The organism is Paraburkholderia sabiae (assembly GCF_030412785.1).
In the GTDB taxonomy this organism is placed as follows: domain Bacteria; phylum Pseudomonadota; class Gammaproteobacteria; order Burkholderiales; family Burkholderiaceae; genus Paraburkholderia; species Paraburkholderia sabiae.
Genome location: NZ_CP125295.1, coordinates 322,535 through 348,331 on the forward strand (window position 1 = coordinate 322,535; position 25,797 = coordinate 348,331).

The window sequence follows — 25,797 nt, forward strand, 5'->3', positions numbered from 1 at the left end:
TTTATGACCGATGCCGCTCGCCGCACACCGGGCAATCCGGCTGGCGCGCGATGCGCATCGTGTTCCATTCCATCCTCAGCGAATCGAGCATCATCAGGCGGCCCACCAGCGGCTCGCCGATGCCCGCGATCACGCGCAGCGCTTCCGCCGCCTGCATCGCGCCGATGATGCCGACCGTCGGCGAAAACACGCCCATCGTCGAGCACGCCACTTCCTCGAACGGCTGATCTTCGGGGAACACGCACGCGTAGCACGGCGAAGCGTCGCTGCGGAAATCGAACGTGCTGATCTGGCCGTCGAAGCGCAGCGCCGCGCCCGACACGAGCGGTACGCCATGCGTCACGCACGCGCGGTTGATCGCGTGACGCGTCGCGAAGTTATCGGTGCAGTCGAGCACGACGGTCGCTTGCGGCACGTTGCGATCGAGCCATGCATCGTCGACGCGCTCGGCCACTACGTTCACGACCACATCCGGGTTCAGTTGCGCGATCGCATCGCGTCCAGACTCGACCTTCAGCCGACCGACCGACTTCGTCACATGCAGGATCTGCCGCTGGAGATTGGTGAGATCGACGGTATCGGCATCGACGAGCGTCAATCTGCCGACGCCTGCCGCCGCCAGATACATCGCAGCCGGCGAGCCGAGACCACCCGCACCGACGACGATCGCATGTGCGTCGAGAAAGCGTTGCTGAGCCTCGATGCCGATTTCGTCGACGAGGATGTGACGGGAATAACGCAGGAGTTGATCGTCGTTCATGGCGGGGCGCGGCGTGTGTCGTGAGTGTCGCGCTGGAGCGGGAAGCGGCGCGAGCTTGTGGTTATTTTAATCGCGCGAGGGAAAGTGTCTTCGCGGCGCGCTGTGAAGCGCTGCGCCGCGAAGACACGGGTTACGTCAGAAGGCTTACTTGCTCGGCGTGGCCGGCTGCGAAGCCGGTTGCGTAGCGGAGGCCGGTGCGGCCGGGCTCGATGCCGTCGGCGTAGCGGGCAGCGCGGGCTTCACGGCGACAGGCGCCGAAGCCGATTGCGCCGGCTTGCTCTGCGCAAGACGCCGCTCCATCAGCGACTTCGACTCGGCCACCGGCTTGCCTTCGAGCTTGTTCAGGCCTTGTTGCAGCATGAAGTCGTCGGCGGAACCGAATTCGACCGGCTTGCGATCGCGATCCTTCGCGCGCTGTTCCGGCGTCTTCTTGTCGTTCTGCTCTTCGAGCTGACGCAGCTGGTCCATGCGCTCCTGCTCGCGCTGTTCCTGCTCCTTCTTCTCGTTCGGATCTTGCGTGTTCGCAAGGTGATTCGAGTAGTCGACTTCGCGCGTGACGAGTGCGTCGTCGGGATCGCCGTCCGCGTATTGATCAACCGCGACGTCCGGGCGGATGCCCTTGTTCTGGATGGAGCGGCCGCTCGGCGTGTAGTAGTACGCCGTGGTCAGACGCAGCGCGGAATCCGCCGTCATCGGACGAACGGTCTGCACCGAACCCTTGCCGAACGTCGTCTTGCCGACGATCAGCGCGCGATGCTGATCCTGCAGCGCACCCGCGACGATTTCCGACGCCGACGCCGAGTAGGCGTTGGTCAGCACGATCATCGGCACGGTCTTGAAGATGGGCGGCAGGTTCTTCAGCGGATCGCCGTCGAAGGAGGGCAGGCGATAGTTGTCGTAGGTGTCGCGATAAACCTGCTTCGAATCCGGAATCTGGCCGTTCGTGGACACGACGACGGAATCCGGCGGCAGGAACGCGCCCGCGACGCCGACCGCGCTTTGCAGCAGACCGCCGCCGTTGTTACGCAGGTCGAGGATCAGGCCCTTCAGGTTCGGCTGCTGGCGCGCGATGTCCTGCAGCTTCTGCGCAAGGTCGGGCACCGTGCGTTCCTGGAAGCTCGTGATGCGGACATACGCGTAGCCCGGCGCGAGAATCTTCGACTTCACGCTCTGGACCTTGATGATCGCGCGCGTGACGGTGAGCGGGAAGGTGCGGTCGTCGGTCTTGCGGAAGATCGTCAGCGTGACCTTCGTGCCCGGCTCGCCGCGCATCTGCTTGACGGCTTTGTCGAGCGTCATGCCGCGCACGGGCTTGTCGTTGATGCGGGTGATCAGGTCGCCCGGACGGATGCCGGCGCGGAACGCGGGCGTGTCTTCGATCGGCGAGATGACCTTGATGAGGCCGTCTTCCTGCGAAATTTCGATGCCGAGGCCCGCGAAGCGACCCTTGGTCTGTTCCTGCAGTTCTTCGTAGTCGGTCTTGTCGAGATACGACGAGTGCGGGTCGAGGCTCGACACCATGCCCTTGATCGCGGCCGTCAGCAGCTTCTTGTCGTCGACCGGCTCGACATACTCATGTTTGATCTGCCCGAAGACTTCGGCGAAAAGCCGCAACTGGTCGAGCGGCAGGGGCGCGGAAGCAGGTTGCTGGGCCGAGGCGCTCAGTTGCAGGGTTGCAAAAACGCCGGTAGCCAGGCCCGCGGCGATAAGGCCGATATTTTTCAGGTTCTTTCGCATAGAGTATGTTGCGGTCGGAAGTGCGTGGCAGCGTCAAAGGAGAAAAGACGGACAAGTATAACTTGACGCCTGCACGGCCTGTACGTGTGGGTAATCGGGTTTCGACAGCGCTCGTGCCGCGAGGTTCTAAGGATCGCTGGCGTCTGGCACGACGAATGTGCGCTGGCGGACGCCCGCAGCGGCAAAAGTGCCGCCATGCGACGCGTGAAGCAGGTGAAATATGGGCCGAGCCGCCGATACCGTTGTATATGCATCGTTATCGATGGATGGCGCGAACATGGCGGATACGTGGCAATGCCGTCAGGGACGCGCGCGCGGCAGATGAAGCGCACATGCCGTGGCCCGCAGCAGCATCGCCGCGGACCACGATCATTATCCGGGAGACGAGCGGGAATCAGCCTGCCTTGCCCTGCTTCGCGACAGCCGCCTGCGCCTTCGCGATCGCTTCCTGGTCGCCGAGATAGTAGTGCTTGATCGGCTTCAGGTTTTCGTCCAGTTCATACACGAGCGGCACGCCGTTCGGGATGTTCAGCCCGACGATGTCGCTGTCCGAAATGTTGTCCAGATACTTGACCAGCGCGCGGATCGAATTGCCGTGTGCGGCGATCAGCACCTTGCGGCCCGACTTGATCGCGGGTGCGATCGATTCGTTCCAGATCGGCATCACGCGCGCGACGGTGTCCTTCAGGCATTCGGTGAGCGGCAGTTCTTCGCGCGGCACCTTCGCGTAGCGCGGATCGTTGTACGACGTGCGCTCGTCGGTCGTTTCCAGTGCGGGCGGCGGCGTGTCGTAGCTGCGGCGCCAGACCAGCACCTGATCGTCGCCGAACTTCGCGGCCGTTTCCGCCTTGTTCAGACCCGACAGAGCACCATAGTGGCGCTCGTTGAGACGCCACGAATGGACGACGGGCAGGTACATCAGGTCCATCTTGTCCTGCACGTGCCACAGCGTGCGGATCGCGCGCTTGAGCACCGACGTATACGCGATGTCGAACGTGTAGCCCGAGTCCTTCAGCAGCGTGCCAGCCTGTTGCGCTTCGAAGTTGCCCTGCTCGGTCAGGTCGACATCGACCCAGCCGGTGAAGCGGTTTTCCTTGTTCCACGTCGATTCGCCGTGGCGGATGAGAACGAGTTTGTACATGTCGTTGCCGGTCGGTAGTGAGGAAGCCGTAATCGGGGCGGCACCGCAGCCTGTGGCTGGCGGTCGCCATCGCGTCAGACGGTTATTTTATAATGGTCGGATTGCCCTTTCCGATTTATCCCGTTTCTTTCCTTTTTTCCGGCGGATCTTCCGTGAAGTTTTTCACCGATTACACCAACCTTGTACTGATCGCAGTCGCCCTCATCTCCGGGGCGTTGCTCCTGTGGCCGTCGATTTCCCGGCGCGGACGCGGCGGCCTTTCGGCGGCTGCCGCCACGCAGCTGATCAACCGGCGTAACGCTGTCGTCATCGACCTGCGCCCCGCGGCGGAATACGCCGGCGGGCACCTGCCTTCTGCCCGTCAGGTCGAGTTTGGCGAGTTGCAAGCGAAAGTCAGCCAACTCGTGAAGAATAAGAGCAACCCGGTGCTGCTCGTTTGCCAGAACGGCCAGCAGTCGAACAAGGCGGCACGTATTGTGCGCGACGCAGGCTATGCGGAAGTGCACGTGCTGGAAGGCGGCGTCAACGCCTGGCAGCAGGCGGGCATGCCCGTCGTCAAACAAGGAGTTGCGAAGTGAATAGAGTGATCATGTACAGCACGCAGGTGTGCCCGTATTGCCAGATGGCCGAACGTCTACTAAAGTCGCGCGGCGTCGACCACATCGAAAAGGTGCTGATCGACAAGGATCCGGCGCGCCGTCAGGAGATGATGACGCGCACGGGCCGTCGTACGGTGCCGCAGGTGTACATCGGCGAGACGCACGTCGGCGGTTATGACGACCTGTCCGCGCTCGATCGCGCGGGCGGTCTGACGCCGCTGCTCGAAGCCGTCGCCTGAAGTCGGAGCGCAGCATCGCTAGCGCGTCGCGCCGATCCGTCGGCGCAGCGCGCGGCAGCTAACAAGATGAAGGCCGGGTAACGCGTTTATGGCGTTCGCACCGGCCGGCTGGACGCCGTCCATCGGGGCGGCCGCAGCACCACGAGATCTGGCGGCATTCGTCCGCCGCAACGAAATTTAGGGAGTAGAGAACCATGTCCGACGAGAACAACCAGCCGTTCTTCAATATCCAGCGCATCTACCTGAAGGACATGTCGCTCGAGCAGCCGAACTCGCCGGCCATTTTCCTCGAACAGGAAATGCCGTCGGTCGAAGTCGAAGTCGACGTGAAGGCCGAGCGCCTCGCGGACACGGTGTTCGAAATTCTCGTCACGGGTACTGTGACGGCCAAGGTCAGCGACAAGGTCGCATTCCTGATCGAAGCGAAGCAAGCAGGCATTTTCGACATCCGCAACATTCCGGCTGAGCAAATCGATCCGCTCGTCGGCATTGCTTGCCCGACCATCCTGTTCCCGTATCTGCGTTCGAACATCGCCGACGCGATCACGCGCGCAGGCTTCCCGCCCATCCACCTCGCCGAAATCAACTTCCAGGCGCTGTACGAGCAACGTCTCGCGCAGATCGCGTCGCAGGAAACGGGCGCGGGCAGCGCAGCCCACCACTGACGCGTGCAGGCGGTGCCGGGTATGAAGGTCGCCGTTCTCGGCGCCGGTGCATGGGGCACCGCACTCGCCGGCCATCTGGCCGCGCGGCATGACACGGTTCTTTGGGCGCGCGATGCCGCGCTCATCGCCGAACTCTCCACTTCGCACGAAAACGCCCGCTATCTGGCGGGCGTTGCGTTGCCGTCCACGCTTCGCTTCGAAGCGGATCTCGATCTCGCACTGAATCACGCGCTCGCCGACGACGCGCTGTGTGTCGTCGCGACACCCGTCGCCGGCTTGCGCGCGATGCTGCGCACGATGCGCGACATGGGCAAGGTGCCGGCGCATATCGTGTGGCTGTGCAAGGGCTTCGAGGCGGACTCGCAGTTGATGCCGCATCAGGTCGTTGCGCAGGAGCTGAGCGGTCACGGCAGCAACGGGCCGCTGTCCGGGCCGAGCTTCGCGCGTGAAGTGGGGCAGAAGCTGCCCGTGGCGTTGACCGTAGCGAGCGCGTCGGCAACGTGCCGTGAGCGCACGGTCGCGGCGTTCCATCACGGCGCAATGCGCATTTATAGCGGCGACGATGTGGTCGGCGTGGAAGTGGGCGGCGCGGTGAAGAACGTGCTGGCGATCGCCACGGGTATCGCCGATGGTCTCGGCCTCGGCCTGAACGCGCGCGCGGCGCTGATCACGCGCGGCCTCGCCGAAATGTCGCGTCTTGGCGCGGCGCTAGGCGGTCGGCCGGAAACGTTCACAGGCCTGACGGGTCTCGGCGATCTGATCCTGACCGCGACGGGCGATCTGTCGCGCAACCGCACGGTCGGCATGCAGCTGGCGAGCGGTCGTACGCTCGACGATATTCTCAACGCACTCGGGCATGTCGCCGAGGGTGTGCGCTGCGCTCGCAGCGTGCTATCGATCGCGCGATCGCATGCGATCGAAATGCCGATCACCGAGGCCGTCTGCGACGTGCTGTTCAATGGCGTCGCCCCGCGCGATGCCGTCAGCGCGCTGCTGCGCCGCGACGCGAAGGCAGAGTAATCGCCGTCTCGCACGGGCGGGCTTCGACGCCCGCTTCTCATCGCCCCCAATTCCTTGAAAGTGTTTTACGAAGCCGGTAAAGGCTAAAGCCGAACGGCGCGCTTCTTTCGCTGTCCACCTCCTATCGTCGCTGTATCGATTCTGGAGGTTTTCCCATGCTCACCATTGGCCATAGCACGCTCGAAGCGCGCGTCGTCGACATCACGACGCTCGATGTCGACGCGATCGTCAACGCGGCGAACACGTCGTTGCTCGGCGGCGGTGGCGTGGACGGCGCGATTCATCGCGCGGCGGGCCCCGATCTGCTGCGCGAGTGCGAAACACTGGGCGGTTGTGTGACAGGCGACGCGAAGATCACGGGCGGTCATCGGCTGAAGGCGCGCCACGTGATTCATGCCGTCGGCCCCGTGTGGCACGGCGGCGGGCGCGGCGAAGCGGAACTGCTGGCTTCGTGCTACCGGCGCTCGCTCGAACTCGCGCGCGATGCGGAGGCGAAGAGCATCGCGTTTCCGGCGATCAGTTGCGGCGTCTATCGCTTTCCCGCCGACGACGCCGTGCGGATCGCCGTGCAAACCGTGGTCGACATGCTGGCGGACGCGCCGTCTATCGAGTGCGTGATCTTCGCGTGTTTCGACGAAGCGATGCACGCGCGCTACAAGGCCGAACTCGAACGACGCGTTCAGGCGCCGCCTTCGAAGCCCGCCTGACGCCACGCCTCGAACACGACCACGGCGACCGTGTTCGACAGATTCAGGCTGCGGTTGCCGGGACGCATCGGCAGACGCACGCGCTGTTCGTTCGGAAAGCGCTCCAGCAAGGCCGCAGGCAGGCCGCGCGTTTCCGCGCCGAACACGAACCAGTCGCCAGGCTGAAACGCGTGCGAGTGAAACGGACTGGAGCCGCGCGTCGTGAACGCGAACATGCGCGTGAGGTCGGGCGTTTCACTTTCGATCAGCGCGTCCCAGTCGCGATGCACGTGCATCTGCGCGTACTCGTGATAGTCGAGGCCCGCGCGGCGCATCTTGGCGTCGTCGAGCGGAAAGCCGAGCGGCTCTATCAGATGCAGGCGCGCGCCCGTGTTGGCGCACAGGCGGATCACGTTGCCGGTGTTCGGCGGAATTTCGGGTTCGACGAGAACGACGTTGAACATAAGCGGTAAGTGGAAAACTAGTTTTTCGGCGTGCGCAGCGCGACGAGATTCGTCACGCGACGCGCGCCGGCTGCCTTCAGCGTGCGCGCCAGCGCATCGAGCGTTGCGCCCGTCGTCATCACATCGTCGACGACGGCGACATGCAAACCCCGCACTGGCCTCGCCACGAGAAACGCGCGGCCGACATTCTGCCTGCGCGCATCGAGATCGAGCTTCGATTGCGGCGCCGTATCGATCACGCGCCGCACGAGCGTCGCGTCGCTGCGGACGCCGAGCGCTTTCGCGCAGGGCCGCGCGATCTCCCATGCCTGGTTGTACCCGCGCTCCACGAGCCGCCGCGCCGATAACGGCACGGGCGCGACGACATCGGGGCGGTCGCGTCCGTCGAGCGTGTCGAACACATCGAGCGCGGACCACGCGAGCCTTCGAGCGAACTCATGCGCAAGTGCCAACCGCGCGCGGAACTTGAGACCGACAGCCAGCGCATCGAGCGGCGCGCGGTAGTCGGCGAGCGCCACGGTTGCATCGAACGCGGGCGGCGTGCTGAGGCAGTCGCCGCATCGGTAATGCATCAGGCTCGCGCGGCGAAAGCCGCTCAACGGCACTGCGCAGACGGTGCAGCGCAGCCGCGCTTCGTTCCACCAGGCTTCGTCGCAAAAGGCACACAACGTCCGATGCGACATATTGCCGCACAAAGCGCACGGGTTCGGCAACACGGCACGCGCGAGCGCCGGCAGTGCCGAGACGGACCGTTGCGCCATCCCGACAAGTCGTTCGCGCAGCGGTTGCACACAGTGAATGGCGCGAGGCCACCGAAAAGCCCAATTCGGCATATCGACACGCCTCCGAAGGCCGCTGACGCTGAAGGGACGGAATCGAGCGAGTATACTTCGCACTCTTCGTCCGTACGACTCGAATAACCGTGTCTCCCACCGAAACTGGCCGTCCGGCCTATGATTCGCGCCGTCTCCGGAAGATTTTCGACCGCCGCGCCGCCACCTTCGACGACGTCGCGTTCCTGCCACGCGAGATCGCGCAGCGCATGCGCGAGCGGCTCGACTACATCAAGGTCAATCCGTCGCAGGTGCTGGATGCAGGCTGCGGCGCGGGCGACGACCTTCCTTCGTTGCGCGAGCGCTTTCCGGAAGCGCCCGTGTTCGGCACCGATCTCTCGCGTTCGATGCTCGCGCGCGCCGTCACGCACGATGCCGCCGACACCAGCTGGCGCCGCTTTCTGCCCGCATCGCTCGGCAAGGCGCTTGGCGCGCGGGGGCCGAGGTTTGCTCAAGCCGACTTCTCCGCGTTGCCGTTCGCATCGGGTGCATTCGAATTCATCTGGTCGAATCTCGCGCTGCACTGGCACTCGCGGCCCGACCTCGTATTCCCGGAATGGCAGCGCGTGCTGAAGGTCAACGGCCTGCTGATGTTCAGCACGCTAGGCCCCGACACGCTGAAAGAACTGCGCGGCGCGTATGCCGAGATCGAAGCGGCGCACGGCGTCAATACGCACAAACATGTAATCGACTTCGTAGACATGCACGATCTGGGCGATATGCTTGTCGAAAGTGGCTTCGAGATTCCCGTGATGGACCAGGAGACGTTGACCATCACGTACAAGTCGCCCGAGTCGCTGCTCGCCGATGTGCGTCGCTGGGGCGCCTATCCGTTCCGGCGCGAGGGGCTGCCGGGTGTCGCGTCGAGGCGCATGCACAAGGCGCTGCTGGCCGCGCTCGAGGCGCGCCGGCGCGGCGACGGCACGATCCCGCTCACCTTCGAGGTGATCTACGGGCATGCGTGGAAAGCCGTGCCGCGAACGACGCCGGAAGGGCATGGCATCGTGCGGATCGAAGACATAGGACGAGGACGGCAGGGCAATCGTTGAGGCGGTAAAGAGGGCAGCCGTTATGTCCGAAATTAGCGGCTCAAAAAGTGCGTCAAAACGGCGCAGAGGCTTATGTGGCTTGGGTTGCGGGCCGATAGAGCGTTGCTTGTGGATGCCATAGATCGGCCCTATAATGCGTCAGTTTGTCGCTCAAAGTTCCCACAATTGGAGCGGCAGTCCGGGGCGTACGCTTCGGGTAGCGGTAGTTGCGCCGGGCTTGAATGGCAGTGGCGGTAGGCGGTGACTGGCGGTTCGCGGGAGGCAGCGATGAATGCAACCGATCTGCTGGCTGAGTCGGAGCCCGTCCTCAAGGACTGGCTGATGAAGCGCAACTGTTCGGTTTCGCCGCGGCAATTCGTGTTCTTCTATGTGTCGCTCGCGGCATTCTCGCTCTTAATTGCATTCCTGCTGGTCCTGTGCGGTGCGTGGCTGGTGTTGCCGTTCACGGGTATCGAGTTGCTCGCTGTCGGTGTCGCATTTGCAATCTATGCACGCCATGCTGTCGATTACGAGCGCATCCGGCTGTTTCCAAACCGGCTCGTGATCGAACAGGTCAGCGCCGAGCATCTCACGCAGTTCGAATTCAATCCGCGCTGGGTGCGGGTCGAACCAGGGGCGACGCCGCGCGACCGCATCACGCTGGTTTCGCGGGGCGAGTCGGTCACGGTCGGGCTGCACCTTGCGCAATATCGGCGCGCGCAATTCGCCGACGAACTGCGGCTGTGGATCAGGCAGTGCCAGGCGCAAAAAGTTGCGTATTGAATCGCGCGCCGTTCCAGAAGACGAGAGACAGCCTTCCAGCGGGGTCGAGGGTTTGAATGGAAATTTTGGGTAAGGAAGCTATGAAAACAATCAAGCGAGCCCTCATGGGTGTGCTGGCGTGTAGCGGACTGCTGTTCGCCGGCGCCGCCCTTGCAGTCGGCGACAGTCCGGGCGGCCCCGCCGTCAACGAGATCAATCTCCAGCCGCCCGTGACGAGGATTGCCGAAGAGCTCTACAGCCTCCACACGTTCATGCTGATTCTCTGCACGGTGATCTTCATCGGCGTGTTCGGCGTGATGTTCTATTCGATCTTTGCGCACCGCAAGTCGAAGGGTTTCAAGGCGGCGAATTTCCACGAAAGCACCACCGTCGAAATCATCTGGACGATCGTCCCGTTCATCATCGTCGTGCTGATGGCGTTGCCCGCCACCAAGACAGTCGTCGCGATGAAGGACACCACCAACGCCGACCTGACCGTCAAGGTCACCGGCTATCAGTGGAAGTGGGCCTACGACTACGTGAAGGGTCCGGGTGAAGGCATCAACTTTTACTCGACGCTGACCACGCCGCGCAGCCAGGTCGACGGCCAGGCGCCGAAGACGGATACGTACCTGCAGGAAGTCGACAATCCGCTCGTCGTCCCCGTCAACAAGAAGATCCGCATCATCACCACCGCCAACGACGTCGTGCACTCGTGGTACGTGCCCGCGTTCGGCGTGAAGCAGGATGCGATCCCCGGCTTCGTGCGCGACACGTGGTTCAAGGCGGAGAAGGTCGGCACCTATCGCGGCTTCTGTACCGAGCTGTGCGGCAAGGAACACGCGTTCATGCCCGTGGTAGTCAACGTGCTGTCCGACGAGGACTACGCGAAGTGGGTCGATGGCGAGAAGAAGAAAATGGCCGCCGGCCAGGACGACCCGAACAAGAACTACACGCTGGCCGAGCTGACTGAGCGCGGCGGCAAGGTGTACGCGGCGAACTGCGCCGTTTGTCACCAGCCGACGGGCAAGGGCGCGGGCGCGTTCCCGGCGCTCGACGGCAGCAAGGTCGCGAACGGCGCGCTCGCCGAACATGTGAGCATCGTGCTGAAGGGCAAGAACGCGATGCCGTCGTGGGCGCCGACGTTGAACGACGTCGAGATCGCTTCCGTCATCACGTTCGAACGTAACTCGTGGGGCAACCACACGGGCGACATCCTGCAGCCGAAGCAGGTCGCCGAGGCGCGTAACGGCCGTCTGCCGTCGGGCGGCGATCACCTCGCGGGTGCTGCGGCGGCTGCCGCATCGGACGCAGCAGCGGCGAGCGGCGCGGAAGGCGCGAGCGGCGCGGAAGGCGCGAGCGGCGCGGCTGCGGCAAGCGGCGAAGCGGGCGCATCGGCTCCCGCGGCGGCTTCGGGTGCGTCGGGCGCTTCGGGTGCATCGGACAACGCAGCAGCTTCGGCGCCGCAGGCGTCGCTGCCTGCCAGCGTCTACTTCGAGACCAACAAGAGCTCGCTGCCCGCCGACGCGAAAGCGGCCATCGACGCCGCTGCTGCTTACGCGAAGGCGCATCCGGACGCGAAGTTCACGCTGTCGGGCTTCACCGACGCAACGGGTTCCGCCGACAAGAACGCGAAGCTCGCCAAGGCGCGCGCCGAAGCCGTGCGCGATGCGCTCAAGGCAGCAGGCATCGCCGAAGACCATATTATTTTGAAGAAGCCGGAGACGATCACGGGCGGTGCGGACGCGAAGGAAGCACGCCGTGTTGAGATCAGCCCAGCGGCCTGACGTGCCAAGTCAGAGAAAAGCAGGATTCGATTTAGGAGATTGTCATGTCTAGCATCGGACACGATGTAGCCGCAGGGCACGAGCACGTGCACGGCGACCACGCCCACGAGACGCCGCATGGCTGGCGTCGCTGGCTGTTCGCGACGAACCATAAAGACATCGGTACGCTGTATCTGCTGTTCTCGTTCATCATGTTCCTGTCCGGCGGCGTGATGGCGCTGGGCATCCGTGCTGAACTGTTCGAACCGGGCCTGCAGATCATGCGCCCCGAGTTCTTCAACCAGCTGACCACCATGCACGGCCTGATCATGGTGTTCGGCGCGATCATGCCGGCCTTCGTCGGCTTCGCGAACTGGATGATTCCGCTGCAGATCGGCGCATCGGACATGGCCTTCGCGCGGATGAACAACTTCAGCTTCTGGCTGCTGCCCGTCGCTGCCGTGCTGCTGGTCGGTTCGTTCTTCACGCCGGGCGGTGCAACGGCCGCCGGCTGGACGCTGTACGCGCCGCTCTCGACGCAGATGGGCCCGGGCATGGACTTCGCGATTTTCGCGGTCCACATCATGGGCGCGTCGTCGATCATGGGCGGTATCAACATCGTCGTGACGATCCTGAACATGCGCGCACCCGGCCTCACGCTGATGAAGATGCCGATGTTCGTGTGGACGTGGCTGATCACCGCGTACCTGCTGATCGCCGTGATGCCGGTGCTCGCGGGCGCGATCACGATGGTGCTGTTCGACCGCCACTTCGGTACGTCCTTCTTCAATGCGGCAGGCGGCGGCGACCCGGTGATGTATCAGCACATCTTCTGGTTCTTCGGCCACCCCGAGGTGTACATCATGATCTTGCCGGCGTTCGGGATCGTGTCGCAGGTGATCCCGGCGTTCGCGCGCAAGCCGCTGTTCGGCTATAGCTCGATGGTGTACGCAACGGCATCGATCGCGATCCTGTCGTTCATGGTCTGGGCGCACCACATGTTCGCGACGGGCATGCCCGTCACCGGCCAGCTGTTCTTCATGTACGCGACGATGCTGATCGCCGTGCCGACGGGCGTGAAGGTGTTCAACTGGGTCGCGACGATGTGGCGCGGTTCGCTCACCTTCGAAACGCCGATGCTGTTCGCGGTGGGCTTCCTGTTCGTGTTCACGTTCGGCGGTCTGACGGGCCTGATGCTCGCGATGGCGCCGCTCGACATCCAGTATCACGGCACCTACTTCGTGGTCGCGCACTTCCACTATGTGCTGGTGGCGGGTTCGCTGTTCGGTCTCTTCTCCGGCTGGTATTACTGGTCGCCGAAATGGACCGGCTGGATGTACAACGAGACGCGCGGCAAGATCCACTTCTGGGCGTCGCTGATCTTCTTCAACCTCGCGTTCCTGCCGATGCACTTTGTCGGTCTGGCCGGTATGCCGCGTCGCTACGCCGACTATCCGGCGCAATTCACCGACTGGAACCAGGTCATCACCATCGGCGCATTCGGCTTCGGTCTTGCGCAGGTGTACTTCCTGTTCGCGGTCGCGTTGCCGGCCTATCGCGGCGGCGGCGAACTCGAGCAGGCAGGTGACAAGCCGTGGGACGGCGCGACGGGCCTCGAATGGACCGTGCCGAGCCCGGCACCGTTCCACACGTTCGAAAATCCGCCGACGGTCGAGTAAGCCGTCAGCAGTCTTCGCAGTTCCTGCTCCGGCGTCGCCACGCCGGAGCAGGAAAGCTGGATAAAAGCAGGCAGCACCACGAATGTCGAGCATGAGTCGGAATCCACAAAAAAGACGTACGCCTGAAGAAATTCGCGCAGGGAACCTGCGGCTCGGTCTGATTCTGCTGATCGTCGTCGCCGTCTTTTTTCTGGGTGCCGTCGTCAAGCAGGTCTGGTTTGCTCACTGACCTGGCGTGACGAGTCTGTAGTGCCGTGCATGTGATCCGTTGAGGAAGTTCGATGTCGACGCAACCGCCCGCTGGGGCCGACCGTTCTTTTAACCGTCCGATGCTGGTCAAGCTGGTCGTCGTCGCATTGCTGATGTTCGGCTTTGGGTTTGCGCTGGTGCCGATGTATCGCGCGATCTGCGAGGTCACGGGCATCAACAACCTCGTGCAGCGCGACGCCACGGCGCGCGAGGCGAAGAACACGCAGGTCGACATGACCCGCACGATTTCGATCGAGTTCGACGCGAATGCGCGTGGGCCGCTCGGTTTCAAGCCGGAGCAGAACAGTATCGACGTGCATCCCGGCGAAGTCACGACGGTGATGTACGACGTGAGCAACCAGCAGGCGCGCACGATTCAGGCGCAAGCCATTCCGAGCTACGCGCCGAAGCAGGCGACCGAGTTCTTCAGGAAGATCGAGTGTTTTTGCTTTACGCAGCAGACGTTGAAGGCGAACGAGTCGAAGCGGATGCCCGTGGTGTTCGTCGTCGATCCGAAGCTGCCGAAAGACGTGAAGACGATCACGCTGTCGTACACGTTCTTCGAACTGAATGCGCCTGCGGCGACGACGCGCGGCACGGAAGGTCAGACGGCTGACGGCGCGGCGAAAGCTGCAAACCCGGCCTGACGCGTATCAATGACGCTTGCCCAGAGAAGCCGAGGAACATGAACGATAGCGGTCGCGGCGGCAGGAAAAGCAGTTTCGGCCAGTCGATGAAAGCGGTGATGTGGTCGTTTTTCGGTGTGCGCAAACGGCGCGATCTGGAAGCGGACGCCACGCAACTGAATCCGTTGCACGTCGTCGCAGCGGCGCTGATCGGCGCGGCGATTTTCATCGGTGTGCTGATTCTGATCGTACGCGCGGTGGTCGGCTGAGGCGCTTGAACGAGGCTGGACGCAATGAATGGAGCAGGGCGGCGCAGCGCAGCGCGCCGCAGGAGATAGAGCCCGGGCGCAGCGCAGTCGGCTGTGGATTCAACGGGACCAAGCGGAACAACTGGACTGAAGTGGAGAATCAACAATGAGCGGTCAAAACGAGAGCCCGTACTATTTCATACCGCATCCGTCGCGGCATCCGATCAGTGCTGCAATCGGTCTGCTGGTCATGCTCGGATCGTTTGCGGCGTGGGTGAACGGCGAGCCGTGGGCTCCCATCACGGCGCTGATCGGTCTGCTGTGGCTGCTCTTCACGCTGTACCACTGGTTCGGCGACGCCATCTCCGAGTCGGAAGGCGGCATGTACGGCAAGCGCGTCGATGCGTCGTACCGCTGGAGCATGAGCTGGTTCATCTTCTCCGAAGTGATGTTCTTCGGCGCGTTCTTCGGCGCGCTGTTCTACGCGCGCCAGATCGCGATGCATCAGCTCGGCAGTCTCGACTACAAGCTGATCTGGCCGGATTTCTCGGCGGTATGGCCGAATATCGGACCGGCAGATCTCGTGTCGCACTTCAAGTCGATGACGCCGTGGCCCGTGCCGACCATCAACACCGCGCTGCTGCTGTCGTCGGGCGCGACGCTGACGGTTTCGCACCACGCGCTGCGCGACAATCACCGCACCAAGGCCATCGCATGGCTCGCGGCTACGCTGGTGCTGGGCGTGTCGTTCCTGTTCCTGCAGGGTTTCGAGTATTTCCACGCGTACAACGAGCTGAACCTGACGCTCGCGTCGGGCGTGTACGGTTCGACGTTCTTCCTGCTGACGGGCTTCCACGGTTTCCACGTGTTCCTGGGCGGCACGATGCTGGCTATCGTGATGATCCGGCTTATCCGTGGTCACTTCACGGCGGATCACCATTTCGCGTTCGAAGGCGCGGCGTGGTACTGGCACTTTGTGGACGTCGTGTGGCTCGGGCTGTACGTCGTCGTGTACTGGCTGTAAGCGTCGTTCGGATACGACGAAAACCTGCGCGAGGCGTGCGTCATATCGACGCATCGAGGCGGTAAGCGCGGGCTGGAAGAAGACGTGAACAACGCCGCCCTCGACCCCGTCGGGGCGGCGTTGTACTTGATAAGGCAGGAATGTCGCCGCGCGGGTAATGGTGTATTGCCCGATAGGCGCGGAAATTCGATGGCATACTTCGCCGTCGATTTTGAGATGGCGGACGGCAGGTGGCAGAACGCAAGCGCGCGTCAGCGGCCGTACGGGATGCCCGTCGAGTGAATCCAGCCCATCCAGTTCGCGAACAGGATGAACAGGAACAGCGAAATCGACAGACCGACGCGCGTCGCCAGCGACCACACCATACGCTTCGTCTTGCCCCGGTCGTGCATCATGAAGTACAGCGCGGACACCATGCTGGCGATGATCAGAGCGAACGCGATGGGAACGAGAATGTGCATGGAACCAACTGAAATTCAGGAAAGCGAAAGCAACGATTTCATTATCGCACCGCACGCAATGGTTCGTCTGTCGGCTTCAACGCAGTCCAACATCGCACGATGAAGATTCGTCTCATACCGACGCTGCTGATTCTGATCGTCGTCGCCGTGACGGTGCGGCTTGGCTTCTGGCAGCGCGATCGCGCGCATCAGAAGGAAGCCTTGGAGGCGCACATCACGCAGTTCGAAAATGCGCCCGCGCAGAACATCGGCGCCGCGCCGGTCGCGCTGAAGGACATCGAGTTTCATCGCGTGCGCGCAGTCGGACAGTTTATGCCGCAGCAAGTGGTGTACCTCGATAATCGCCCGTATAACGACCAGCCGGGCTTTTACGTGGTGATGCCCTTTAAACTGCGCGACGGCGGCTACGTGCTGGTGAATCGCGGCTGGCTGCCGCGCAACATGAACGAGCGCACGACCATCGCGCCGTACGACACGCCGAAGGGCGAGGTCGAAATCGAAGGCATTGCGCGCGCCGACGCGACCCGTGCGTATGAACTCGGGCAGGGCGGCTCGGCCGCGCATCAGACGATTCGCCAGAACCTCGATGTCGCGTCGTTCGCGACTGAGACGGGCTTGCCGCTACAGCCGTTCGTGATCCAGCAGATCAACGACGACGGCGACAAGCTCGTGCGCGACTGGCCCGCGCCGACATCGGGTGTCGAACGCAATTACGGCTATATGTTCCAGTGGTGGGGCATGGCGTTCGCGGCTGTCGTATTCGGTCTGTACGCGGCGCGCCGCGGCGCGAAGAACGCGAAGCTGGTCGGCGACAAACGTCCCGAAAGCGACGCGGCCAACAACGGACAGGCGCCCCGCGCATAACAGGTCGCGCCTTGTTTGAGCGCGCGAAAGTAGCGCGATCGCAAGCGCCATCAAGGAAAGAGGATCACGAGTGTCGACGCACAATTCCCGTTCGCAGCAAACGCGGCAGCAAACGCAGCAGCAACCCGCGCAAGATGGGCAACGTGCCGTTCCGGGAAAGCCCGGCGGCAAAGGCAAAGGTTCGTGGCAGCGCGGCCGCTGGACACTGCTGCTGATCGCGCTGGTCTGCGCGGCGCCCGTGATCGGGTCGTACTTCACGTATTACGTGATCAAGCCGAAAGGCGGCACGACCAGCTACGGCACGCTGATCAACCCGCAACGCCCGATTCCCGACGCGCTCGTCGTGACGGGCGAAGACGGCAAGCCGATGAAGCTCGCGTCGCTGCGCGGCCGCTGGCTGCTGATTTCCGTCGACAGCAGCGCGTGCGACAAGCCTTGCGTGACGAAGCTGTACTTCATGCGCCAGGTGCGCGCGACGCAGGCGGGCGAGCGCGAGCGCATCGTCAACGTGTTTCTGCGCACGGACGCGGGCAAGGTGCCCGACATCGTCGATACCGCGTACAAGGACACCGACATGCTGATCGCCGATCCGAAGGAAGTGGCCGCCTGGCTGCCCGCCGACGACGGCACGCAAATCACCGACCATATCTACATGGTCGATCCGAGCGGCAATCTGATGATGCGGTTTCCGAAAGACGCAAACCCGACGAAGATCAAAGGCGACGTCACGAAACTGCTGAGAAATTCCGGTATCGGCTAAAGTGCCCCGGGCACGTCAAAACGCGCTTCGAGGCGATAGAAGGAAAGATAGATGTTCGTATTGCAACTGGGACTGATCGGGCTGTGCATTGCGCTGCTGCCGCTGTCGTACGTGTGGGTGAAAGCCGACGACAACAAGTTCCGCAAGCTGGTCTGGGTCACGACGTTCCTGACGCTGGATCTCGTGATGTTCGGCGGCTTCACGCGTCTGACGGATTCGGGTCTCGGCTGTCCCGACTGGCCGGGTTGCTATGGCACGTCGTCGCCGTTCATCGCGCACGCGGCGATCAGCGCGGCGTATCAGGCGATGCCGTCGGGCCCTGTCAGCATGACCAAAGCGTGGATCGAGATGATTCACCGTTACTTCGCGATGGCGATAGGCGTGCTGATCGTCGCGCAGACGATCATCGCGTGGGTCGCGCGCATCAAGCGCCGTCCGCTGCACGTGTCGCCGTGGTGGCCGACGTCGCTGCTGCTGCTGATTCTCGTGCAAGGCGCGTTCGGCGCCTGGACCGTGACGATGAAGCTGCAACCCGTGATCGTTACGACTCACCTGCTGCTCGGGCTCGCGCTGCTCGGCACGCTCGGCTGGCTCGCCGCGCGTCAGACGCCCGTGCCTGCGTATGAACCGGCGGCGTCGAACTGGCGTGCTGCCGCGCTGTTCGGCCTCGCGGTGCTGATCGTGCAGATCGCGCTCGGCGGCTGGGTCAGCACGAACTACGCCGTGCTCGCCTGCACCGACTTCCCGACCTGCAACGGCCAGTGGATTCCGTCGATGGACTTCGGCCACGGCTTCCACCTGTGGCGTGCGCTGGGCATGACGGGCGACGGCGACGTGATCACGCAGGACGCGCTCGTCGCGATTCACTGGACGCATCGCACGTTTGCCTTCGTCGTGGTCGCGTATCTGCTCTGGTTCGCGCTGAAAATGCGCCGCTTCGAGTCGCTGCGGCGGCCCGCGAACGGCGTGCTGCTCGTGATCGTGATCCAGTTCATCACGGGTCTGTCGAACATCGTTTTGCAATGGCCTTTGCCCATTGCCGTCGCCCATAACGGCGGGGCCGCGATCCTGCTGCTTTTGCTCGTTATGTTAAACTTTCGAATCGCTTATAGCCGTCCCGGCCGCGCCGTTGTTCCCGCGCGCGACGCCGCGCCAGCGTGACTCTTCATGGACAGCACAACTCTCCCTCATTCGCCCGGTAGCCGGATTTCTCAATACATTGCGCTGACGAAGCCGCGTGTCACGCAGCTCGCCGTATTCTGCGCAGTGATCGGCATGTTCCTGGCCACGCCCGGCATGGTGCCGTGGACGGTGCTGATCGGCGGCGCAGTCGGCATCTGGTTGCTGGCAGGCGCGGCCTTCGCGATCAACTGTCTCGTCGAACAGAAAGTCGACGCGAAAATGCGTCGCACCGCGTGGCGTCCGTCAGCGCGCGGCGAAATCACCACGTCGCAGATCCTGCTGTTTTCGGCCGTGCTCGGCGGACTCGGCATGTGGACGCTCTACACGTTCACCAATGCGCTGACCATGTGGCTCACTATCGCCACTTTCGTTGGCTACGCGATCATCTACACGCTGCTGCTCAAGCCCTATACGCCGCAGAACATCGTGATCGGCGGCGCGTCGGGCGCGATGCCGCCGGCGCTCGGCTGGGCGGCCGTGACGGGCGCAGTGCCCGGCGACGCGTGGATTCTCGTGCTGATCATCTTCGTGTGGACGCCGCCGCATTTCTGGGCGCTCGCGCTGTATCGCCGCAAAGACTACGAAAACGCCGGCCTGCCGATGCTGCCCGTCACGCACGGTGAAGCCTACACGCGTCTTCATATCCTCCTGTACACGGTCATTCTGTTCGCCGTCACGCTGATGCCGTTCATCTCCGGCATGAGCGGAATCGTGTATCTGGCGTCGGCAGTTCTGTTGGGCGCCGTGTTCCTCGCGTATGCGTGGAAGATTTATCGGGAATATTCTGACGACCTCGCGCGTAAAACCTTCCGTTACTCGATCGTTTATCTGTCGCTGCTGTTTGCGGCGCTGTTGATCGACCACTATTCGCGCGCCTTGATCGGCGCGTAAGACCATGCTCACTCAACGGTTCGCGCGCGCGGCGCGCGTTGCTCTCGTCGCGTGCGCGCTCGGCGGCGCGGCGCTGATGTCGGGATGCGGGAAAGAACAGCCCGCGTTCACGAACGTCGATATCACGGGCAACAAGCAGTTCGGTACTGATTTTTCGCTGCCCGACTCGGGCGGCAAGACGCGCACGCTCGCAGATTACAAGGGCAAGGTCGTCGTGCTGTTCTTCGGCTATACGCATTGCCCGGACGTGTGTCCGACGACGATGGCCGAACTCTCGCAGGCGCTTCAGCAGTTGGGCCCGGAAGACGCGAAGCGCGTGCAGGTGCTGTTCGTCACTGTCGACCCGGAGCGCGATACGCCTGAACTGATGGCGCAATATGTTCCCGCGTTCAACCCGACCTTCGTCGGCTTGCGTCCTGCCGATCAGGAGCAGCTGACCAAAGTCACGAAGGACTTCCGCGTCTACTACGCGAAGGTGCCGGGCAAGACACCCGACAGCTACACGATGGATCACACCGCAGCCAGCTACGTGTTCGATACCGACGGCAAGCTGCGTCTGTTCGCGCGCGATGGCCAGGGTGCATCGCCGTGGGTTCATGATCTCAAGCTGTTGCTTGGCTGAGCGATTAGCTTAAGAACGAACCGCGCTTCGAAACAAGAAAGGCTGCACGCATCGTGCAGCCTTTTCTTTTTTCAAACCGCAAACTCTCAAACCTCACCTCATTCCGGCACTTTCAGATTCATTCCTGGCGCCATCCGCGTCGCCTTGAATTCCGTCACGTCATAGCGCGCGACCTTCTGCTGCGCGAACGGATCACTCGCGAGAATCTCGTCCAGCCTTGCTCGTTCGATACCTGCCGCGATGATCACGCCACCGTCGCGCGGCACTTTCGGCCCGGCCATGACGAACACGCCCGCATCGAACTGCCGCGCAAGGAACGCGCGATGCGCTTCCAGCGCGTCGTCCACGCGATCCAGCGATGCCGTGTAGGTGAGGGAAACGACATACATAAGAAACCTCGCAAAAGGGATGAGCCGGATGGCATGCATATCGGCGTGTCCCGTCATTATCCGCGCATCTAACGGCGATGTGTCCCTTACAGCCCGCCTCAAGTCAGCGCCTCGACGTGCCGTTATCCAGTAAGAGCAATCGTTTGCGCTGATCGCCTGCCGAGGCGGCGCGACGGATATGCCAAGGAAAGTAACACCACCACATGAGACCAACACAACATGAGTAGGATGAGTCTGAACCGCAAGCTGTGGTTATCGCTTGTGCTCGTATGGCTGGGTTTGCTGGGCGTCGGATTGTGGAGCGCGGTTGAAACCCGTTCGACAATGCTCGACGAGCGCAAGGCAGGCATGGTGAATCTCGTCGATGCCGCGCAAGGCGTCGTGAACGGCTACTACGCGCTCGCGCAGTCCGGCAAGATGAGCGAGGCCGATGCGCAGCGCGACGCGCTCGCACGTCTCGCCACGATGCGCTACGGCGAATCGGGCTATCTGTTCGTGATGGATTCGAAGCCTGTCGTGCTGATGCACCCCACCTTGCCGCAGATGAACGGCAAAGCGGTCGGCGACTTCAAGGATCCGGACGGCAAACTGCTGTATGTATCGATCGTCGATGCAGCGAAGGCGACGGGCAAAGGCTTCGCCGAGTATCGCGGACGCCTGCCGCACAGCGAAGAAGCCGTGCCGAAAATCAGCTATGCGGTGCATTTCACGCCGTGGGACTGGAACATTGTGAGCGGCGTGTTCGTGCGCGACATCGACACCGCTTACTACGCGAACCTGATCGAGCATTTCATCGTCGTGCTGGTGATCGGCGCGGTGATTTCGTTCGCGATGGTGCTGATCATCCGCAACGTGCGCGGCAGTCTCGGCGGCGAGCCGCAGGATGCAGCGAAGCTCGCGGCGCGCATTGCAACGGGCGATCTCACGCAGATCGTGCCCGTGCGCGCGAACGATTCAACCAGCATGATGGCCGCGATGAACGAGATGCAAAGCCGTCTGCAGCGTGCGATCGGCGAGATTCGCCAGTCGGCGGAATCGATCGCGTCGGCGACGCACGAGATTGCCGCGGGTAACGGCGATCTGTCGCAGCGCACCGAGCAGCAGGCCGCGTCGCTGCAGGAAACGGCCGCGAGCATGGAAGAGCTGACGGCGACCGTCAAGCAGAACGCCGACAACGCGCGCCAGGCGAGCGGCCTCGCGAACAACGCATCGGAAATCGCGACGAAGGGCAACGAGGTCGTGAGCCGCGTGATCAGCACGATGACGGAGATCAACGATAGCTCGCGTCAGATCTCGGACATCATCGGCGTGATCGAGGGCATTGCGTTCCAGACTAACATTCTCGCGCTGAACGCGGCCGTCGAAGCGGCACGCGCCGGCGAGCAGGGCCGTGGATTCGCGGTCGTCGCAGGCGAAGTGCGCAGCCTCGCGCAACGCTCGGCGACGGCGGCGAAGGAAATCAAACAGCTGATCGGCGATTCCGTCGAGCGCGTCAACAACGGCTACACGCTCGTCGAGCAGGCCGGTACGACGATGAGCGAGATCATGCAGGCCGTGCGTCGCGTGACGGACATCATGGGCGAGATCGCGGCGGCGTCGGAAGAACAGAGCAGCGGCATTTCGCAAGTCGGCCGTGCGGTCACGCAGATGGACGAGGTCACGCAGCAGAATGCGGCGCTCGTCGAACAGGCTGCGGCGGCTGCGGCATCGCTGCAGGATCAGGCGACGCGTCTGCGTCAGACGATCGGCACGTTCCGTGTGAGTGGCTCGGATGCCGTCGTGACACCGGCTCCCGTGCGGACCGTCGCCAGCAAGGTTGTACCGAAGCCGGCGCCGAAGGCGCACGTGGAACCTGCGGCAGTTCAAACGACCCACGCGCAGCACGAGCCCGTGATGCGACCTGCTGCGCGCGAAGAGCACGCGGCACCGCCCGCCGCTCGCAAGCCGGCAGCCGCGCCGCGCACGCCTGCACCGAAGTCATCCGACGACGACTGGACGACCTTCTGATAGCTCCTTAACCGATCGCGAGTCCGTTCCCGGTCTGTTGGATGTGTTGCAACGTCGGGTCGGATTCGTGAATCACGAGTATGTCGATTCCGAAGTCGAACGAACGATAGCCAAGCTCCAGCAGAAAAGTCTCAATAGAAGCGCGATCGGACTTGATCATTTCGATCAGCATGACGGGGAGATGCCGTTCGAGCACCGTGCGTCCCCCGCGCAACACGTCGAGCTCCATCCCTTCGACATCGAGTTTCAGAAAGTCCAGACGATCGAGTTCCAGCGACGGCAGATCGACCACGGGCACCTTGGCGCCGTGGTTTGCGTCGTACGAAATGTGCTGGCCGATGGACTCGGTGTTCTCTCTCTGACGCAGTTCCAGGCTGCCGAAGCTCGCGGGCCGCATGTAGTCCGGCCGCGGCACGATCATGTCGCCGCATCGCTCACCCAGTGCCGCGAGACGCGCCCTTGCGTTGAGGCAGTTATTGAGCGCGATGTTGCCCGCCAGTGCATAGAAGACGATTTCCTGCGCTTCGAACGCATGCACCTGTCCCCAACCGTACATATGCCGCGACCATTCGATCGTGTGCACGCCGATGTTAGCGCCGCCGTCGATCGCGACCACACCGTCGCCGAAGTGATGGCGGCGCAGATCGAGAATCATGCGCGCGAGGTTGATTTCATTGATGTCGAACTGCGACGCAGTGAGCAGCTGAAAGCCGACGCCGAACGTCGTGCCGTCCTCCTTGAAGGCGAAGTCGTTGCGGTTGACGATCATATTGCCGTGGTTGGTCGAGGCAAGAACGTAGGCGATGGGGCGAGCGGGAAATGACATGAGTGTCTGCGTATGCGTTGATGGAGTGATGTCCCGCGGCGTTCGCGGGTGAGGAAGTCCGGCTGATCGGTGCGCGTTCGGACATCCACTATCTTAAAAATGCGGCGCAGATTCCCGTATAGGACGGCTCTGAAAACGCTCGCGCTCCGATGCATCACGTTGTGAGGTATGGCGCGGGGCCGCGCCGGGAAACGCGCATACCCATATGCGAACCCTGTATTTCACATCGACGCGAGCCTGTGAGACCATCTACGGCTCGACGCATGACGGGCAATTCAAGAACGTCCGCCGTCGATCTACGAATCTGAAACAAGGCAGTCAAGAGAGAATCACATGCAGCGCAGAACACTCATCAAGGTTTTTTCCGCAGCGCTCGCTTCGGCGGCACTCGTCACGAGCTTCGGCGCACACGCCGACGACAAGGTCATCAAGGTCGGCACGATCAGCGGCCCCGACGCGCAAATCTGGTCGGTTGTGCAGAAGGTCGCGAAGCGCGAAGGCCTCAACGTGAAGGTCGTCGAGTTCAACGACTACGTGCAGCCGAATGCCGCACTCGATGCCGGCGATCTCGACGCGAACAGCTTCCAGCATCAGCCGTATCTCGACAGCCAGGTGAAGCAGCGCGGCTACAAGATCGTCAATGCGGGCCTGACGTATATCTCGCCGCTCGGTGTCTATTCGAAGAAGCTCAAGTCGCTGAAGGATCTGCCGCAAGGCGCGAAGGTCGCAGTGCCGAACGATCCGTCGAATGAAAACCGCGCGCTGCTGCTGTTGCAGGCGCAAGGCGTGATCAAGCTGAAGGCGGGCGCGGGCACGAACGGCGGCACCGCGACGCCGCTCGACGTCGCTGAGAATCCGAAGAAGGTGAAGCTGGTCGAACTCGATGCCGCGCAACTGCCGCGTTCGCTGTCGGATGTCGACGCCGCGGCGATCAACACGAACTACGCGCTGGCAGCCGGCCTGCAGCCGACCAAAGACGCGATCGCGCTCGAAGACGTGCACAGTCCGTACGCGAACCTGATCGCCGTGCGCGCGAAGGACAAGGACCAGCCGTGGGTGAAGAAGCTGGTTGCCGCGTATCAGTCGGAAGACGTTCGCCAGTTCATCAAGACGGAGTTCAAGGGTTCCGTCGTGCCGTCGTTCTGAGCGGCACGAACTGACCACTCGATGTGAAAAGCGCCACGGGAAACCGTGGCGCTTTTTTGTTTGCGACGTTAGAAGCGAAGCGCGTCTACATCCCGCGCTCCCACCGTTCGATGACGAGATCGCGCCCGAAGCGCCGCTCCGGTGCCGCCGCAAGCAGCGCGAAACCGGCTTGCGTGAAAAGCCGACGCGCTTCGTCGAGCGAGCTTTCGCCTTCGACGGACAACGTGCGGTATCCCGCCCGCTTCGCAAAGCGCACGCATTCGTTGATCAGCTGCGTACCGATGCCGAGCCGCCGCACGTCCGGTTCGACGTACAGCATATGAACGTTCGCCTGCGCGTCGGCGGCGCTCGTCACCAGCGCCGATCCGACGATCAGCCCATCCTGTTCCGCGACCCAGCAGTTTTCGCGCTGCACGTCGTGTCCTTGCGCGAAGCGCGCGGCCTGCTGCGCGAGCAGCGCTTCGAACGTGTGATCCCAGCCGTGCGCCTGCGCGAACAACTGCGCCTGGCGCGACACCAGCAAACCATATTCGCCCGCACGCGGCGCCCGCAACGTGACGATGCTGTGCCGTGGACGCTCGTCGAGCAGCCGCTCGATCAGCTTCATCGCGGCGATCAGCTGATCCTGCGAGTGCGGCGCGAGCCGCGCGAGCACGGCGACGACTTCGTCGATCGCGGCGGCGTCGAGCGGCCGATACGCGGCGAGTCCCGTCTCCGTCAGCGAAACCAGCGACTGGCGCGCGTCGATTTCGGACGGCTTCCGCGAAATCAGATTGCGTCGCTCGAAGCTCGCGAGCAGCCGGCTCAGATAACCGCTGTCGATGCCGAGGTCGCGCGCGAGCGCCGCAGCCGTCTGATGCTGGCTGCGCGACAGCTCGTGCATCACGCGCACTTCCGTCAGCGAAAACGGGCTCTTCTGCAGATGTTCGTGCAGTGCCCCGATGTGCTGCGTGTAAAAGCGGTTGAAGTGGCGGACCTGTTCCGCCCGGGCTATGTCGGGATCGTTCACCTTGTCCGTTCCCCGTATTCGACTGTCATTCGGTCACCAAGCTCTGTTGTTTCCATCGAGTGATCGCGCGCGAATTTCGAAGTTTGCACCAGATTGTTAATAAAGAGGTATGAC

At 63.0% G+C, this 25,797-nt stretch carries 29 protein-coding genes; 20 read left to right on the forward strand and 9 right to left on the reverse strand.

Annotation, left to right across the window (positions count from 1 at the left end):
- Position 1 precedes the first annotated feature (1 nt).
- The 3 genes from QEN71_RS01435 to gpmA all read right to left on the reverse strand — a co-directional run bounded on the left by QEN71_RS01435 (position 2) and on the right by gpmA (position 3,638).
- Entirely contained in the window at positions 2 to 760 is a 759-nt protein-coding gene (locus QEN71_RS01435; RefSeq protein WP_201651349.1) for a HesA/MoeB/ThiF family protein, read from the reverse strand.
- A 144-nt stretch (positions 761 to 904) separates the two neighbouring features.
- Complete coding sequence (locus tag QEN71_RS01440) at positions 905 to 2,497, reverse strand: S41 family peptidase (RefSeq protein ID WP_201651348.1); 1,593 nt, start codon at positions 2,495 to 2,497, stop codon at positions 905 to 907.
- A gap of 394 nt (positions 2,498 to 2,891) precedes the next feature.
- Positions 2,892 to 3,638 carry a 2,3-diphosphoglycerate-dependent phosphoglycerate mutase gene (gene gpmA, locus QEN71_RS01445; protein ID WP_201651347.1) on the reverse strand — a complete coding sequence of 249 codons (747 nt, stop codon included), beginning with the start codon at positions 3,636 to 3,638 and terminating at the stop codon, positions 2,892 to 2,894.
- Positions 3,639 to 3,790: 152 nt separating this feature from the next.
- Here gpmA and QEN71_RS01450 point away from each other — a divergent pair, with 152 nt between their 5' ends.
- From QEN71_RS01450 to QEN71_RS01470, 5 genes are all read left to right on the forward strand, one after another.
- On the forward strand, positions 3,791 to 4,216 hold the full coding sequence (locus QEN71_RS01450; RefSeq protein ID WP_201651346.1) for a rhodanese-like domain-containing protein: 426 nt from the start codon (positions 3,791 to 3,793) through the stop codon (positions 4,214 to 4,216).
- A complete protein-coding gene (grxC, locus tag QEN71_RS01455; protein WP_201651345.1) occupies positions 4,213 to 4,476 on the forward strand; it encodes a glutaredoxin 3 in 264 nt (87 codons plus the stop codon). Before QEN71_RS01450 ends, grxC begins: the two co-directional genes overlap by 4 nt.
- Before the next feature lie 194 nt (positions 4,477 to 4,670).
- Complete coding sequence (secB, locus tag QEN71_RS01460) at positions 4,671 to 5,141, forward strand: protein-export chaperone SecB (RefSeq protein WP_054917485.1); 471 nt, start codon at positions 4,671 to 4,673, stop codon at positions 5,139 to 5,141.
- 21 nt (positions 5,142 to 5,162) lie between these two features.
- On the forward strand, positions 5,163 to 6,161 hold the full coding sequence (locus QEN71_RS01465; protein WP_201651344.1) for an NAD(P)H-dependent glycerol-3-phosphate dehydrogenase: 999 nt from the start codon (positions 5,163 to 5,165) through the stop codon (positions 6,159 to 6,161).
- Between the two features lie 155 nt (positions 6,162 to 6,316).
- Positions 6,317 to 6,868, forward strand: a complete 552-nt coding sequence (locus QEN71_RS01470) for an O-acetyl-ADP-ribose deacetylase (protein ID WP_201651343.1) — start codon at positions 6,317 to 6,319, stop codon at positions 6,866 to 6,868.
- On the opposite strand, the gene trmL is transcribed toward QEN71_RS01470, so the two are convergent.
- Both trmL and QEN71_RS01480 read right to left on the reverse strand, forming a co-directional pair.
- Positions 6,841 to 7,311, reverse strand: a complete 471-nt coding sequence (trmL, locus tag QEN71_RS01475; RefSeq protein WP_201651342.1) for a tRNA (uridine(34)/cytosine(34)/5-carboxymethylaminomethyluridine(34)-2'-O)-methyltransferase TrmL — start codon at positions 7,309 to 7,311, stop codon at positions 6,841 to 6,843. The two genes, QEN71_RS01470 and trmL, sit on opposite strands and share 28 nt — an antisense overlap.
- A 17-nt stretch (positions 7,312 to 7,328) precedes the next feature.
- Positions 7,329 to 8,072 (reverse strand): ComF family protein, encoded by a 744-nt coding sequence (locus tag QEN71_RS01480; RefSeq protein WP_233471843.1) that lies wholly within the window; start codon positions 8,070 to 8,072, stop codon positions 7,329 to 7,331.
- A gap of 161 nt (positions 8,073 to 8,233) precedes the next feature.
- Between QEN71_RS01480 and QEN71_RS01485 the strand changes: the two genes are divergently transcribed.
- The 8 genes from QEN71_RS01485 (at position 8,234) to QEN71_RS01520 (ending at position 15,526) form a co-directional block, all read left to right on the forward strand.
- Entirely contained in the window at positions 8,234 to 9,193 is a 960-nt protein-coding gene (locus QEN71_RS01485) for a methyltransferase domain-containing protein (RefSeq protein WP_377791181.1), read from the forward strand.
- 267 nt (positions 9,194 to 9,460) lie between these two features.
- Positions 9,461 to 9,955 carry a DUF2244 domain-containing protein gene (locus QEN71_RS01490; RefSeq protein WP_201651340.1) on the forward strand — a complete coding sequence of 165 codons (495 nt, stop codon included), beginning with the start codon at positions 9,461 to 9,463 and terminating at the stop codon, positions 9,953 to 9,955.
- A gap of 56 nt (positions 9,956 to 10,011) precedes the next feature.
- Positions 10,012 to 11,721 (forward strand): cytochrome c oxidase subunit II, encoded by a 1,710-nt coding sequence (gene coxB / locus QEN71_RS01495; RefSeq protein WP_201651339.1) that lies wholly within the window; start codon positions 10,012 to 10,014, stop codon positions 11,719 to 11,721.
- A gap of 44 nt (positions 11,722 to 11,765) precedes the next feature.
- Entirely contained in the window at positions 11,766 to 13,379 is a 1,614-nt protein-coding gene (ctaD, locus tag QEN71_RS01500) for a cytochrome c oxidase subunit I (RefSeq protein WP_201651338.1), read from the forward strand.
- Between the two features lie 91 nt (positions 13,380 to 13,470).
- A complete protein-coding gene (locus QEN71_RS01505) occupies positions 13,471 to 13,608 on the forward strand; it encodes a cytochrome oxidase small assembly protein (protein WP_201651337.1) in 138 nt (45 codons plus the stop codon).
- 52 nt (positions 13,609 to 13,660) lie between these two features.
- Positions 13,661 to 14,275 (forward strand): cytochrome c oxidase assembly protein, encoded by a 615-nt coding sequence (locus QEN71_RS01510; RefSeq protein ID WP_201651336.1) that lies wholly within the window; start codon positions 13,661 to 13,663, stop codon positions 14,273 to 14,275.
- A 38-nt stretch (positions 14,276 to 14,313) separates the two neighbouring features.
- Complete coding sequence (locus QEN71_RS01515; RefSeq protein ID WP_201651335.1) at positions 14,314 to 14,523, forward strand: DUF2970 domain-containing protein; 210 nt, start codon at positions 14,314 to 14,316, stop codon at positions 14,521 to 14,523.
- A gap of 145 nt (positions 14,524 to 14,668) precedes the next feature.
- Positions 14,669 to 15,526: a cytochrome c oxidase subunit 3 gene (locus tag QEN71_RS01520; RefSeq protein WP_201651334.1), complete on the forward strand. Its 858-nt coding sequence runs from the start codon at positions 14,669 to 14,671 to the stop codon at positions 15,524 to 15,526.
- Between the two features lie 251 nt (positions 15,527 to 15,777).
- On the opposite strand, the gene QEN71_RS01525 is transcribed toward QEN71_RS01520, so the two are convergent.
- Entirely contained in the window at positions 15,778 to 15,987 is a 210-nt protein-coding gene (locus tag QEN71_RS01525; protein ID WP_028365060.1) for a twin transmembrane helix small protein, read from the reverse strand.
- A gap of 99 nt (positions 15,988 to 16,086) precedes the next feature.
- Between QEN71_RS01525 and QEN71_RS01530 the strand changes: the two genes are divergently transcribed.
- The 5 genes from QEN71_RS01530 to QEN71_RS01550 all read left to right on the forward strand — a co-directional run bounded on the left by QEN71_RS01530 (position 16,087) and on the right by QEN71_RS01550 (position 20,306).
- The gene (locus tag QEN71_RS01530; RefSeq protein WP_201651333.1) at positions 16,087 to 16,851 is read left to right on the forward strand and encodes an SURF1 family protein; all 765 of its coding nucleotides are present in this window, start codon (positions 16,087 to 16,089) and stop codon (positions 16,849 to 16,851) included.
- Between the two features lie 70 nt (positions 16,852 to 16,921).
- The gene (locus QEN71_RS01535) at positions 16,922 to 17,611 is read left to right on the forward strand and encodes an SCO family protein (RefSeq protein WP_201651332.1); all 690 of its coding nucleotides are present in this window, start codon (positions 16,922 to 16,924) and stop codon (positions 17,609 to 17,611) included.
- A gap of 51 nt (positions 17,612 to 17,662) precedes the next feature.
- Positions 17,663 to 18,772, forward strand: a complete 1,110-nt coding sequence (locus QEN71_RS01540) for a COX15/CtaA family protein (RefSeq protein WP_201651331.1) — start codon at positions 17,663 to 17,665, stop codon at positions 18,770 to 18,772.
- A 6-nt stretch (positions 18,773 to 18,778) separates the two neighbouring features.
- Positions 18,779 to 19,684, forward strand: a complete 906-nt coding sequence (cyoE, locus tag QEN71_RS01545) for a heme o synthase (protein ID WP_201651330.1) — start codon at positions 18,779 to 18,781, stop codon at positions 19,682 to 19,684.
- 4 nt (positions 19,685 to 19,688) lie between these two features.
- The gene (locus QEN71_RS01550) at positions 19,689 to 20,306 is read left to right on the forward strand and encodes an SCO family protein (RefSeq protein ID WP_201651329.1); all 618 of its coding nucleotides are present in this window, start codon (positions 19,689 to 19,691) and stop codon (positions 20,304 to 20,306) included.
- A gap of 98 nt (positions 20,307 to 20,404) precedes the next feature.
- Here QEN71_RS01550 and QEN71_RS01555 read toward each other — a convergent pair whose 3' ends face one another.
- Entirely contained in the window at positions 20,405 to 20,695 is a 291-nt protein-coding gene (locus QEN71_RS01555) for a YciI family protein (RefSeq protein ID WP_201651328.1), read from the reverse strand.
- A 228-nt stretch (positions 20,696 to 20,923) separates the two neighbouring features.
- Between QEN71_RS01555 and QEN71_RS01560 the strand changes: the two genes are divergently transcribed.
- A complete protein-coding gene (locus QEN71_RS01560) occupies positions 20,924 to 22,702 on the forward strand; it encodes a methyl-accepting chemotaxis protein (protein WP_201651448.1) in 1,779 nt (592 codons plus the stop codon).
- A 7-nt stretch (positions 22,703 to 22,709) separates the two neighbouring features.
- Here QEN71_RS01560 and QEN71_RS01565 read toward each other — a convergent pair whose 3' ends face one another.
- Positions 22,710 to 23,528, reverse strand: coding sequence for an FkbM family methyltransferase (locus tag QEN71_RS01565; RefSeq protein ID WP_201651327.1), 819 nt, complete (start codon positions 23,526 to 23,528; stop codon positions 22,710 to 22,712).
- A gap of 333 nt (positions 23,529 to 23,861) precedes the next feature.
- Between QEN71_RS01565 and QEN71_RS01570 the strand changes: the two genes are divergently transcribed.
- Positions 23,862 to 24,674 carry a MetQ/NlpA family ABC transporter substrate-binding protein gene (locus tag QEN71_RS01570; protein ID WP_201651326.1) on the forward strand — a complete coding sequence of 271 codons (813 nt, stop codon included), beginning with the start codon at positions 23,862 to 23,864 and terminating at the stop codon, positions 24,672 to 24,674.
- Between the two features lie 85 nt (positions 24,675 to 24,759).
- On the opposite strand, the gene QEN71_RS01575 is transcribed toward QEN71_RS01570, so the two are convergent.
- Positions 24,760 to 25,683 carry a bifunctional helix-turn-helix transcriptional regulator/GNAT family N-acetyltransferase gene (locus tag QEN71_RS01575; protein WP_201651325.1) on the reverse strand — a complete coding sequence of 308 codons (924 nt, stop codon included), beginning with the start codon at positions 25,681 to 25,683 and terminating at the stop codon, positions 24,760 to 24,762.
- Positions 25,684 to 25,797 lie beyond the last annotated feature (114 nt).